Raw genomic sequence first — 12,717 nt, 5'->3', positions numbered from 1 at the left:
TCCAGCCGTTAAGGTCTGGGGGAGTTCGTTGCAGAGATGGGTTACGCGAAGGAGACAGGCAGATGTCCGGCCACTCTAAATGGGCTACGACGAAGCACAAGAAGGCCGTGATCGACGCCAAGCGCGGCAAGCTCTTCGCGAAGCTGATCAAGAACATCGAGGTCGCCGCGCGGATGGGCGGCGTCGACATCGAGGGCAACCCGACGCTCTACGACGCCATCCAGAAGGCCAAGAAGCAGTCGGTCCCCAACAAGAACATCGACTCCGCGGTCAAGCGCGGCGGTGGCCTGGAGGCCGGCGGCGCCGACTACGAGACGATCATGTACGAGGGCTACGGCCCGAACGGTGTCGCCGTGCTCATCGAGTGCCTCACCGACAACCGCAACCGCGCCGCCTCCGACGTCCGGGTCGCCATGACCCGCAACGGCGGCAACATGGCCGACCCGGGCTCGGTGTCGTACATGTTCAGCCGCAAGGGCGTCGTCATCGTCCCCAAGGGCGGACTGGGCGAGGACGACGTCCTCGGCGCCGTCCTGGACGCGGGTGCCGAGGAAATCAACGACCTCGGTGAGACCTTCGAGGTGGTCAGCGAGGCCACCGACCTGGTCGCGGTCCGCAGCGCCCTCCAGGACGCCGGGATCGACTACGACTCCGCCGAGTCGAGCTTCGTGCCGTCCGTCCAGGTCGAACTGGACGAGGAGGGCGCCCGCAAGATCTTCCGGCTGATCGACGCGCTGGAGGACAGCGACGACGTGCAGAACGTCTTCGCCAACTTCGACGTCAGCGACGAGATCATGGAGAAGGTCGACGCGTAGCGCCACCGCGGGCTGCACGGTCTCAACGGGCCGACGGGGACACACCCGTCGGCCCGTCGCTTTGTCAGTGCCACCGGATAGCCTGCACGATCCGGGGGTATCGCCCGGCGGTGGCCGGGGGAGAGTGAAGGGAGGGGCGCGGGTGCGCGTGCTGGGAGTGGACCCGGGACTGACCCGATGCGGTGTCGGGGTGGTCGAGGGGGTCGCGGGCCGGCCGCTGACCATGCTCGGCGTCGGCGTCGTCCGCACACCCGCGGACGCCGAACTGGGCCACCGACTCGTCGCCGTCGAGCAGGGCATCGAGGCGTGGCTGGACGAGCACCGGCCCGAATTCGTCGCCGTGGAGCGGGTGTTCAGCCAGCACAACGTGCGCACGGTGATGGGCACGGCCCAGGCGAGCGCCGTCGCCATGCTGTGCGCCGCCCGCCGCGGCATCCCGGTCGCCCTGCACACACCCAGCGAGGTCAAGGCCGCCGTCACGGGCAGCGGCCGCGCCGACAAGGCCCAGGTCGGCGCCATGGTCACCCGGCTCCTGCGGCTCGACGCGCCGCCCAGGCCCGCCGACGCCGCCGACGCCCTCGCACTCGCCATCTGCCACATCTGGCGCGCCCCCGCGCAGAACCGACTCCAGCAGGCCGTCGCCCTGCACACATCGAAAGGCCGTACGGGATGATCGCCTTCGTGAGCGGACCGGTCGCCGCCCTCGCCCCCGACTCCGCGGTGGTCGAGGTGGGCGGCATCGGCATCGCGGTCCAGTGCACCCCCGACACCCTGTCGCGGCTGCGCAAGGGCCAGCAGACCAAGCTGGCCACCTCCCTCGTCGTACGGGAGGACTCGCTGACGCTGTACGGCTTCTCGGACGACGACGAGCGCCAGGTCTTCGAGCTGCTCCAGACCGCCAGCGGCGTCGGCCCCCGCCTCGCCCAGGCCATGCTCGCCGTGCACTCCCCGGACGCCCTGCGCAGGGCGGTGGCGACCGGCGACGAGAAGGCGCTCACCGCCGTCCCCGGCATCGGCAAGAAGGGCGCCCAGAAGCTGCTCCTGGAACTGAGGGACCGCCTCGGCGAACCGCTCGGCGCCCCCGTCGTCGGCGCCCCCGTCACCCAGGGCTGGCGCGACCAGCTGCACGCCGCCCTGATCGGCCTCGGCTACGCCACCCGCGAGGCCGACGAGGCCGTCGCCGCCGTGACCCCGCAGGCCGAGGCCGCCGAGGGCGCGCCCCAGGTGGGCCCCCTGCTCAAGGCGGCCCTTCAGACCCTCAACAGGGCCCGCTGACCACGGCCCCGCGCCCGCCGACCGACCCTCCCCGGCACACCCCGCTAGGAGACCCGCAGTGAACTGGGACGACACCACCGACAGCCCCGCCCCCGAGCGGCTCGTCGGTGCGTCCGCCGATCGTGAGGACCAGGCCGTCGAGGCCGCCCTGCGTCCCAAGGACCTGGGCGAGTTCATCGGCCAGGAGAAGGTGCGCGAACAGCTCGACCTGGTCCTGCGCGCCGCACGCGCGCGGGGCGCCACCGCCGACCACGTGCTGCTCTCCGGCGCCCCCGGCCTCGGCAAGACCACCCTCTCCATGATCATCGCCGCCGAGATGGGCGCCCCCATCCGCATCACCAGCGGCCCCGCCATCCAGCACGCGGGCGACCTCGCGGCGATCCTCTCCTCCCTCCAGGAGGGCGAGGTCCTCTTCCTCGACGAGATCCACCGCATGTCCCGGCCCGCCGAGGAGATGCTCTACATGGCGATGGAGGACTTCCGCGTCGACGTCATCGTCGGCAAGGGCCCCGGTGCCACCGCCATCCCCCTCGACCTCCCGCCCTTCACCCTGGTCGGCGCCACCACGCGCGCGGGACTGCTGCCGCCTCCGCTGCGCGACCGCTTCGGCTTCACCGCGCACATGGAGTTCTACGAGCCCGCCGAACTGGAGCGCGTCGTCCACCGCTCCGCGCACCTCCTCGACGTCGAGGTCGAGGCCGACGGCGCCGCCGAGATCGCCGGCCGCTCCCGCGGCACGCCCCGCATCGCCAACCGCCTGCTGCGCCGCGTGCGGGACTACGCGCAGGTCAAGGCCGACGGTTTCATCACCCGGGACATCGCCTCAGCCGCCCTCGCCGTGTACGAGGTCGACGCCCGCGGCCTCGACCGGCTCGACCGCGCCGTCCTGGAGGCCCTGCTCAAGCTGTTCGGCGGCGGACCGGTCGGTCTGTCGACGCTCGCCGTCGCGGTGGGGGAGGAGCGTGAGACCGTGGAGGAGGTCGCCGAGCCCTTCCTGGTCCGTGAGGGACTGCTCGCCCGCACCCCCCGCGGACGCGTCGCCACCCCGGCGGCCTGGGCACACCTCGGTCTCACCGCACCCGGCTCGTCAACTGCGGGAAACGGACAACAGGACCTGTTCGGGGCGTGACGGCGAGGGCATTGGCCGCGTCAGGAACCCAGGTGCGATGCTGAGCGTTGTTCCATGCGCGCGGACTCGCTTAGACTCCGCCGATGCCGCCCTCACGGGTGGCGCCGTCCACACCCCATCCCCCAGGCCGCCGTCCGCCGCGGTCGCGCGAAGGAAACCCCGTCCCGTGAATACCTTGACCCTTCTCCCGTTCATCGTGCTCATCGCGGCCATGTTCCTGATGACGCGCTCGGCCAAGAAGAAGCAGCAGCAGGCCGCCGCCATGCGGAACGACGTCCAGCCCGGCTCCGGAGTCCGCACGATCGGGGGCATGTACGCGACGGTCAAGGAAGTCAACGAGGACACGGTCCTCCTCGACGCCGGCCCCGGCGTCGAACTGCTCTTCGCGAAGAACGCGATCGGTGCCGTCCTCACCGACGACGAGTACAACCGCATCGTCCACGGCATCGAGCACGACCTGAAGAACGACTCCGACGTCGTCCCCGACGACGCCTCCTCCCTCACCGAGGACGACGAGTCCGCCGACGCTGCCGCCGCCTCCGCCGACCAGGCCGTCGACCTCGGGAAGAAGGACGCCGCCGACAAGCCGGCCGACAAGGCCGAGCCCGCCGGCGCCACGACGGACGACGAGCCGAAGAAGACCGACGGCGACTCCGACGCGAAGTAGCCGTGTCCGGGGCAGTGCGGCGCGATCCGCTCGCGCCCCGCACCCCCCGGGCACGTGCGTATTGCGTACGGGATCCCGACACCATGCCATGGCCGACCGCACCCACCCGGCGCGGAGCGGCCCGAGAGGGAGTTCGAGAAGGTGGCAGCACCTAAGAAGGGCCGGAGCGCGAGCGCCCAGAGCAAGCCAGGGCGCTCGCTGGCCCTCATCCTGATCGCCATCGTGGCGCTCACCGGTGGCATGTTCGCCTCCGGACACACCACCCCGCGCCTCGGTATCGACCTGGCCGGTGGGACGAGCATCACGCTCCAGGCGAAGGCCGACCAAGGGTCCGCCATCAACAAGGCGAACATGGACACCGCGGTCGACATCATGAACCGCCGTGTCAACGGCCTCGGTGTCTCCGAGGCGGAGGTGCAGACCCAGGGGACGAGCAACATCATCGTCAACATCCCCAAGGGCACCAACTCCGAAGAGGCCCGCCAGCAGGTCGGCACCACCGCGAAGCTGTACTTCCGCCCGGTCCTCAACAGCGAGCCGAGCACCCCGGCGGCACAGACGCCCAGCCCCTCGCCCACCGCGTCCGGCGCGAGCGGCTCGCCGAGCCCGTCGAGCAGCGCCTCCGGGTCCGCCGGCTCCGGCGAGAAGGCGACCTCGTCCTCCTCCGCGTCCCCGACGGCCTCCGCCACCACGCAGGGCCGTGTGATCCCCGAGGGTCTGAAGGCCGACACCACGCCGTCGCCGACCGCCCCGGCCTCCCCGCCCCCCTCCGCCCCGGCGACCGACGGCGGCGACGCCGCGACCGCCGCGCTCCAGGCCGCCTACGCCAAGCTGAACTGCGACAAGGCGTCGGAGCGTGCCAACGTCGGTCAGGGCGTCAAGCCCGGCGAGCCCACCCTGGCCTGCGGCGAGATCAACAAGGTCTGGTACAAGTACGCGCTCGGCCCGGCGGCCGTGGACGGCACCGAGGTCAAGAAGGCCCAGGCGGTCTTCGACACCCAGACCGCCTCCGGCTGGCAGGTCCAGATGAACTTCACCTCCGGCGGAGCCAAGAAGTTCGCGGACATCACCGGCAAGCTCGCCCAGAACCAGCAGCCGCAGAACGAGTTCGGCATCGTCCTCGACGGCGAGGTCGTCTCCAGCCCGTACGTCAGCCAGTCCATCACCGGCGGCCAGGCGGAGATCTCCGGCAGCTTCACGCAGGAGGAGGCCCAGAGCCTCGCCAACATGCTGTCGTACGGCGCGCTCCCGCTGTCCTTCAAGGAGCAGAGCGTCACCACGGTGACCGCCGCCCTCGGTGGTGAGCAGCTGCACGCCGGTCTGCTCGCCGGTGCCATCGGCCTCGCGCTCGTCGTGATCTATCTGGTGGTCTACTACCGCGGTCTGTCGCTCGTCGCGATCGCCTCCCTGATCGTCTCCGCGATCCTGACCTACGTGCTCATGTCGCTGCTCGGCCCGGCCATCGGCTTCGCGCTGAACCTGCCGGCGGTCTGCGGTGCCATCGTCGCCATCGGTATCACCGCGGACTCGTTCATCGTGTTCTTCGAACGCATCCGGGACGAGATCCGGGAGGGCCGCTCGCTGCGTCCCGCCGTCGAGCGGGGCTGGCCGCGCGCCCGGCGCACCATCCTGGTCTCCGACTTCGTGTCGTTCCTCGCCGCCGCGGTGCTGTTCATCGTCACCGTCGGCAAGGTCCAGGGCTTCGCGTTCACCCTCGGTCTCACCACCGTGCTCGACGTGGTCGTCGTCTTCTTCTTCACCAAGCCGCTGATGACGATCCTCGCCCGCCGGAAGTTCTTCGCCCAGGGCCACAAGTGGTCCGGCCTCGACCCGAAGAGCCTGGGTGCCCAACCGCCGCTGCGCCGCACCCGCCGTCCCTCCGCCCCCGTCGAGACGAAGGAGGCGTGAGCATGTCGAAACTCGGCAACCTCGGCGCCCGACTGCACCGCGGCGAGATCAGCTACGACTTCGTCGGCAAGCGCAAGCTCTGGTACGGCATCTCGATCCTGATCACCATCACGGCCATCGTCGGCCTGGCGGTCCGCGGCCTCAACATGGGCATCGACTTCCAGGGCGGCGCCGTCTTCACCACCCCGAAGACCAGCGTCTCGGTGGCGCAGGCGGAGAGCTACGCCCAGGAGGCCGCCGGCCACGAGGCGGTCGTCCAGAAGCTCGGCACCGGCGGTCTGCGCATCCAGATCGCCGGTATGGACACCGACAAGTCCGACGCCACCAAGGCGGAGCTGGCCAAGGACCTCGACCTCAACCCGGAGAGCATCAACGCGGACCTCGTCGGCCCCAGCTGGGGCGACCAGATCGCCAACAAGGCCTGGGAGGGCCTCGGCATCTTCATGGTCCTCGTGGTGATCTACCTGGCGATCGCCTTCGAGTGGCGCATGGCCCTCGCGGCCCTCGTCGCCCTGATCCACGACATCACCATCACGACCGGCATCTACGCCCTGGTCGGCTTCGAGGTCACGCCCGGTACGGTCATCGGTCTGCTGACGATCCTCGGTTACTCGCTCTACGACACGGTCGTCGTCTTCGACAGCCTCAAGGAGCAGACGAAGGACATCACCAAGCAGACCCGGTTCACCTTCGGCGACGTCGCCAACCAGTCGATCAATGGCACGCTGGTCCGCTCCATCAACACCACCGTGGTCGCCCTGCTCCCGGTGGCCGGCCTGCTGTTCATCGGCGGCGGCTTCCTCGGCGCGGGCACGCTCAACGACATCTCGCTCTCGCTGTTCGTCGGCCTCGCGGCCGGCGCGTACTCCTCGATCTTCATCGCCACGCCGCTCGTCGCCGACCTCAAGGAACGCGAGCCGCAGATGAAGGCGCTCAGGAAGCGCGTCCTGGCCAAGCGGGCCCAGGCCGCCGCGGAGGAGGAACTCGCCGACGGTCGGACCGCGGCCGTCGAGGACCCTGAGGACGCGGCGCCCGCCGTGGTGGGTCCGCGCAACCAGCCCGCGTCCCGCGGCCGGGGCCGCGGCCGACCCTCGGGGAAGCGTCGATGACCGAACTCGCAGACCTGCTGCTCAGCCGGATCCGTGATGTGGCCGACTACCCGGAGCCGGGGGTGATGTTCAAGGACATCACCCCGCTCCTGGCCGACCCGGCGGCGTTCACCGCCCTCACGGACGCGCTGGCCGCGGTCGCCGTCGACACCGGCGCGACCAAGGTCGTCGGCCTGGAGGCCCGGGGCTTCATCCTGGGCGCCCCGGTCGCCGTCCGCGCGGGCGTCGGATTCGTCCCCGTGCGCAAGGCGGGCAAGCTCCCCGGAGCCACGCTCAGCCAGGCGTACGACCTGGAGTACGGCTCGGCGGAGATCGAGGTGCACGCCGAGGACCTGAGCTCCGGCGACCGGGTGCTGATCGTCGACGACGTCCTCGCCACGGGCGGCACCGCCGGGGCGGCGGTCCAGCTCATCCACCGGGCGGGCGCCGAGGTCGCGGGCATAGCGGTCCTCATGGAACTCGGCTTCCTCGGCGGCCGCGGCCGCCTGTCGCCGGCCCTGGCCGGCGCACCCCTGGAGGCCCTGCTCCAGCTCTGACGGCCCTTTTCGGCCACCACCGCGGACAACACCGACGGCCGCCCCCGGACCAGGGGGCGGCCGTCGGCGTTCCACGGCGGCACATCCGGGGCACCCGCAGGACACCTGCCGCGCACCCCGGGGCAAGGCCGACGGAATCCTGTGGCAACCCCTCGTGTTTCTCCCGTAGACGGCCCTCACACCCGGCTGAAGGGGATGCCGGAGCGGAGGATCGCTACCATGGGTCCTCCGGAGCCTGACCGGGGGACCCGGATCGCGCACGAGGAGCCCTCTTGCCAGACGAGGCCCAGCCACTGACCGCCGCCAAGCCCGAGCCCGGCTCGGCGCCCGCGGCCAAGCCCGCGCCGAACGTGTCGACCACGAAGAACGACACCCGCGGGCCGGTCGAGCACGCCCAGTCCGCTCCCGCCGACAAGCCGGCCGAGGCCGTGCGTCCCAAACCGGCCACCCCGGCCGTGCGCCCGTCGGCAACCGCCCCCGCCCGCTCCGGCTCCTCCAACCGCGTCCGCGCCCGCCTCGCCCGGCTCGGCGTCCAGCGCGCGAACCCGTACAACCCGGTCCTGGAGCCGCTGCTGCGGATAGTGCGCAGCAACGACCCCAAGATCGAGAACGCCACGCTCCGCCAGATCGAACGCGCCTACCAGGTCGCCGAGCGCTGGCACCGCGGCCAGAAGCGCAAGAGCGGCGACCCGTACATCACGCACCCCCTCGCGGTGACCACCATCCTCGCCGAGCTGGGCATGGATCCGGCCACGCTCATGGCCGGCCTGCTGCACGACACCGTCGAGGACACCGAGTACGGCCTGGAGGACCTCCGCCGCGACTTCGGCGACGTGGTCACGCTGCTCGTGGACGGCGTCACCAAGCTCGACAAGGTCAAGTTCGGCGAGGCCGCGCAGGCCGAGACCGTGCGCAAGATGGTCGTCGCGATGGCCAAGGACCCGCGCGTCCTGGTCATCAAGCTCGCCGACCGCCTGCACAACATGCGCACCATGCGCTACCTCAAGCGCGAGAAGCAGGAGAAGAAGGCGCGCGAGACCTTGGAGATCTACGCGCCCCTCGCCCACCGCCTCGGCATGAACACCATCAAGTGGGAACTGGAGGACCTCGCGTTCGCGATCCTCTACCCCAAGATGTACGACGAGATCGTCCGGCTGGTGGCCGAGCGGGCACCGAAGCGTGACGAGTACCTGGCCATAGTGACCGACGAGGTCCAGGCCGACCTGCGCGCCGCCCGCATCAAGGCGACCGTCACCGGCCGCCCCAAGCACTACTACAGCGTCTACCAGAAGATGATCGTCCGCGGCCGTGACTTCGCGGAGATCTACGACCTGGTGGGCATCCGCGTCCTGGTCGACACCGTCCGCGACTGCTACGCCGCCCTCGGCACGGTGCACGCGCGCTGGAACCCGGTCCCCGGCCGGTTCAAGGACTACATCGCGATGCCCAAGTTCAACATGTACCAGTCGCTGCACACGACGGTCATCGGACCCAACGGCAAACCGGTCGAGCTGCAGATCCGCACCTTCGACATGCACCGCCGCGCCGAGTACGGCATCGCCGCGCACTGGAAGTACAAGCAGGAGGCCGTCGCCGGCGCCTCCAAGGTCCGCACCGACGTGCCCAAGTCGTCCGGCAAGGGCAAGGACGACCACCTCAACGACATGGCGTGGCTGCGGCAGCTCCTCGACTGGCAGAAGGAGACCGAGGACCCCAGCGAGTTCCTGGAGTCCCTGCGCTTCGACCTGTCCCGCAACGAGGTCTTCGTCTTCACGCCCAAGGGCGACGTCATAGCGCTCCCGGCCGGGGCCACCCCCGTCGACTTCGCGTACGCCGTCCACACCGAGGTCGGCCACCGGACCATAGGAGCACGGGTCAACGGCCGCCTCGTACCGCTCGAGTCCACCCTGGACAACGGCGACCTGGTCGAGGTCTTCACCTCCAAGGCACCCGGCGCAGGCCCCTCCCGCGACTGGCTCGGCTTCGTCAAGTCGCCGCGCGCCCGCAACAAGATCCGGGCCTGGTTCTCCAAGGAACGCCGCGACGAGGCCATCGAGCAGGGCAAGGACGCCATCGTCCGCGCGATGCGCAAGCAGAACCTGCCGATCCAGCGCATCCTCACCGGCGACTCGCTGGTCACCCTCGCGCACGAGATGCGCTACCCGGACATCTCCGCGCTGTACGCCGCGATCGGCGAGGGCCACGTCGCCGCGCAGAACGTGGTGCAGAAGCTCGTCTCCGCGCTCGGCGGCGAGGAGGCGGCCACCGAGGAGATCGACGAGGCCGTCCCGCCCACTCGCACCCGAGGCCGCAAGCGCCGCTCCAGCGCCGACCCGGGTGTCGTCGTCAAGGGCGTGGACGACGTGTGGGTCAAGCTCGCGCGCTGCTGCACACCCGTCCCGGGCGACCCGATCATCGGCTTCGTCACCCGCGGCAGCGGTGTGTCGGTGCACCGCAGCGACTGCGTCAACGTCGAGTCGCTGTCCCGTGAGCCCGAGCGCATCCTCGACGTCGAGTGGGCGCCCACGCAGTCCTCGGTCTTCCTCGTCGCGATCCAGGTCGAGGCGCTGGACCGCTCCCGGCTGCTGTCGGACGTCACCCGCGTCCTGTCCGACCAGCACGTCAACATCCTGTCGGCGGCCGTCCAGACCTCCCGTGACCGCGTCGCCACCTCGCGCTTCACCTTCGAGATGGGCGACCCCAAGCACCTGGGGCACGTCCTCAAGGCGGTACGTGGTGTGGAGGGCGTGTACGACGTGTACCGGGTGACGTCCGCTCGTACCCGGGCGTGACGCCTCGCTGAGTGCGCCGTTTTCAGCTGCGGGTGCGTTGTGGCTGGTCGCGCAGTTCCCCGCGCCCCTTCGGGGCACGGAGAGGGTCCCGTACGTAGTCCGTACGGGACCCTCTCCGTGCTGACTGCCGACTGGGTCAGCCGCCGAACTCCTGGAGGCCCTTGAGGGCCTGGTCCAGGAGGGCCTGGCGGCCCTCCAGCTCCCGCTCCAGCTTGTCGGCCTTGGCCGAGTTGCCCTGGGCGCGGGCCTGCTCGATCTGGCCCTTCAGCTTGTCCACGGCGGCCTGGAGCTGACCGGTCAGACCCGCGGCACGCGCACGCGCCTCCGGGTTGGTCCGGCGCCACTCCGTCTCCTCGGCGTCCTGGAGCGCCCGGTCCACCGCGTGCATCCGGCCCTCGACCTTCGGACGCGCGTCGCGCGGCACGTGCCCGATGGCCTCCCAGCGCTCGTTGATCGAGCGGAAGGCGGCACGGGCCGCCTTCAGGTCGCTGATCGGCAGGAGCTTCTCGGCCTCCTCGGCCAGCTCCTCCTTCAGCTTCAGGTTCTCCGACTGCTCCGCGTCCCGCTCGGCGAACACCGAGCTGCGGGCGGCGAAGAAGACGTCCTGGGCGCCGCGGAAGCGGTTCCACAGGTCGTCCTCGTGCTCGCGCTGGGCGCGGCCCGCGGCCTTCCAGTCCGCCATCAGCTCGCGGTAACGGGCCGCCGTCGCGCCCCAGTCCGTCGAGTCGGACAGCGACTCGGCCTCGGCGACCAGTCTCTCCTTGACCTTGCGGGCGTCCTCGCGCTGCGCGTCGAGCTGCGCGAAGTGGGCCTTGCGGCGCTTGGAGAACGCCGAGCGCGCGTGCGAGAAGCGGTGCCACAGCTCGTCGTCCGACTTGCGGTCGAGACGCGGCAGCCCCTTCCAGGTGTCCACCAGGGCCCGCAGCCGCTCACCGGCCGCCCGCCACTGGTCGGACTGCGCCAGCTGCTCGGCCTCCGTGACCAGGTCCTCCTTGGCCTTGCGGGCCTCGTCGGACTGCTTCGCCCGCTGCTGCTTGCGCTCCTCGCGGCGCGCGTCGACCGTCGCCACGAGCTGCTCGAGCCGGGTCCGCAGCGCGCTCAGGTCACCGACCGTGTGGTGCGCCTCGACCTGCTCCCGGAGGTGGTCGATCGCGGCCTGCGCGTCCTTCGCGGACAGGTCGGTGGTCCGCACGCGCTTCTCGAGGAGGCCGATCTCGACAACCAGGCCCTCGTACTTGCGCTCGAAGTAGGCCAACGCCTCCTCGGGGGAGCCGGCCTGCCAGGAACCGACGACCTGCTCGCCGTCGGCCGTACGCACGTACACGGTCCCCGTCTCGTCGACGCGGCCCCACGGGTCGCTGCTCACAGCGCCTCCTCCACATGATGCCTGCGAGGGGCTGCTGTGCCCCCGGGCATCGTCCACAGTTTCGTCACGGCCAACATAGGCGACCGGCGGGTTGCCTGTCCGCATCCAGCACGACCGAAATTCCGCAGCCGACCGTCGGGATGATCAGGACTTCTGGACCGTCGCCTTGTTGATGACGACGGTGGCGTTCGGCGCACCGTCGCCGGCGCCGGTGTTCTCGCCCGCGGCGGCGATCTTCGTCAGCACCTTCATGCCGGCGGCGTCGATCGTGCCGAACGGCGTGTAGGTGGGCGGCAGCTGGCTGTCCTGGTACACCAGGAAGAACTGGCTGCCGCCGGAGTGCGGCTGACCGGTGTTCGCCATCGCCACCGTGCCCGCCGGGTACACGTTGCCCTTCAGGCTCTTGTCCTTGAGGTTCTCGTCCGGGATGGTGTAGCCCGGCCCGCCGCTGCCGGTGCCCGTCGGGTCGCCGCACTGGAGCACGTAGATGCCGTTGGTGGTGAGCCGGTGGCACTTGGTGTGGTCGAAGAAGCCCTTCCCGGCGAGGAAGTCGAACGAGTTCACCGTGTGCGGTGCCGCCGACGCCTTCAGCGCGATGTCGATGTCACCGCAGGTCGTCGCCAGCTTCATCGTGTACTTCGCCGACTTGTCGACGGTCTGTGCGGGCTCCTTCTTCCACTGGAGCTTGCCGACCGAACCCGCCGCGGGCTTCTCGCAGGGGTCGGGGGCCTTGCTGGTGGGGGCGGCACTGGGGGCGGCGCTGGGGGTGACGTCCGAGCTGGCGTTCGCCTTGCCGTCGTCGTCCTTCAGCACCCCGGTCGTGTACAGCGCGACGCTGCCGATGACGATGACGCCCAGCACCGACGCGATCACGGAGTTGCGCATGCGTGACTTGCGCCGTGCGCTGGTGCGTCGCTGCTGCTGCCGCAAGAACTTCTCCCGGGCGAGCTGACGCCGCCGCTGCTCCTGGCTGACCACCGGGTTCTCTCCTCATGCGTGTCGTGTGTCGACCGGTACGTACGCGTTCTGCGAGCCGACTGCTGCGTGTAGCCCCGTACCGTATATGGGTTGGCTGAGGAAACGGCAGCGCCGGTAGGCTCTGACGGCAGGTGTGGCCCGT

General features: G+C 70.5%; 11 protein-coding genes. 9 read left to right on the top strand and 2 right to left on the bottom strand.

Annotated elements, in window-relative coordinates; genetic code table 11:
• The first annotated feature begins 62 nt into the window (after positions 1-62).
• From AB0F77_RS07350 to AB0F77_RS07310, 9 genes are all read left to right on the top strand, one after another.
• The gene (locus AB0F77_RS07350) at positions 63-815 is read left to right on the top strand and encodes a YebC/PmpR family DNA-binding transcriptional regulator (protein ID WP_361942919.1); all 753 of its coding nucleotides are present in this window, start codon (positions 63-65) and stop codon (positions 813-815) included.
• A gap of 142 nt (positions 816-957) precedes the next feature.
• The gene (ruvC, locus tag AB0F77_RS07345) at positions 958-1,488 is read left to right on the top strand and encodes a crossover junction endodeoxyribonuclease RuvC (RefSeq protein ID WP_361942916.1); all 531 of its coding nucleotides are present in this window, start codon (positions 958-960) and stop codon (positions 1,486-1,488) included.
• Positions 1,485-2,090: a Holliday junction branch migration protein RuvA gene (ruvA, locus tag AB0F77_RS07340; protein ID WP_361942912.1), complete on the top strand. Its 606-nt coding sequence runs from the start codon at positions 1,485-1,487 to the stop codon at positions 2,088-2,090. Before ruvC ends, ruvA begins: the two co-directional genes overlap by 4 nt.
• Before the next feature lie 58 nt (positions 2,091-2,148).
• Complete coding sequence (ruvB, locus tag AB0F77_RS07335; protein WP_361942909.1) at positions 2,149-3,219, top strand: Holliday junction branch migration DNA helicase RuvB; 1,071 nt, start codon at positions 2,149-2,151, stop codon at positions 3,217-3,219.
• Between the two features lie 166 nt (positions 3,220-3,385).
• A complete protein-coding gene (gene yajC, locus AB0F77_RS07330) occupies positions 3,386-3,886 on the top strand; it encodes a preprotein translocase subunit YajC (RefSeq protein ID WP_361942906.1) in 501 nt (166 codons plus the stop codon).
• 141 nt (positions 3,887-4,027) lie between these two features.
• Positions 4,028-5,794: a protein translocase subunit SecD gene (gene secD / locus AB0F77_RS07325; RefSeq protein ID WP_361942903.1), complete on the top strand. Its 1,767-nt coding sequence runs from the start codon at positions 4,028-4,030 to the stop codon at positions 5,792-5,794.
• 2 nt (positions 5,795-5,796) lie between these two features.
• The gene (secF, locus tag AB0F77_RS07320) at positions 5,797-6,903 is read left to right on the top strand and encodes a protein translocase subunit SecF (RefSeq protein WP_361943482.1); all 1,107 of its coding nucleotides are present in this window, start codon (positions 5,797-5,799) and stop codon (positions 6,901-6,903) included.
• The gene (locus tag AB0F77_RS07315; RefSeq protein ID WP_361942899.1) at positions 6,900-7,439 is read left to right on the top strand and encodes an adenine phosphoribosyltransferase; all 540 of its coding nucleotides are present in this window, start codon (positions 6,900-6,902) and stop codon (positions 7,437-7,439) included. The genes secF and AB0F77_RS07315 overlap by 4 nt, the downstream gene beginning before the upstream one ends.
• Before the next feature lie 272 nt (positions 7,440-7,711).
• Positions 7,712-10,231, top strand: a complete 2,520-nt coding sequence (locus AB0F77_RS07310; protein ID WP_361942896.1) for a RelA/SpoT family protein — start codon at positions 7,712-7,714, stop codon at positions 10,229-10,231.
• A gap of 136 nt (positions 10,232-10,367) precedes the next feature.
• Here the strand turns inward: AB0F77_RS07310 and AB0F77_RS07305 are convergent, their stop codons facing one another.
• Together AB0F77_RS07305 and AB0F77_RS07300 are read right to left on the bottom strand one after the other, a co-directional pair.
• Positions 10,368-11,597 carry a DUF349 domain-containing protein gene (locus AB0F77_RS07305; RefSeq protein WP_361942893.1) on the bottom strand — a complete coding sequence of 410 codons (1,230 nt, stop codon included), beginning with the start codon at positions 11,595-11,597 and terminating at the stop codon, positions 10,368-10,370.
• A 144-nt stretch (positions 11,598-11,741) separates the two neighbouring features.
• Positions 11,742-12,575, bottom strand: coding sequence for a peptidylprolyl isomerase (locus AB0F77_RS07300; protein ID WP_361942890.1), 834 nt, complete (start codon positions 12,573-12,575; stop codon positions 11,742-11,744).
• Positions 12,576-12,717 lie beyond the last annotated feature (142 nt).

This window comes from Streptomyces sp. NPDC026672 (assembly GCF_040638185.1).
Taxonomy (GTDB): domain Bacteria; phylum Actinomycetota; class Actinomycetes; order Streptomycetales; family Streptomycetaceae; genus Streptomyces.
The sequence above is the reverse complement of the archived record's forward strand: the minus strand, read 5'-3'. Positions and strand labels throughout refer to the sequence as shown.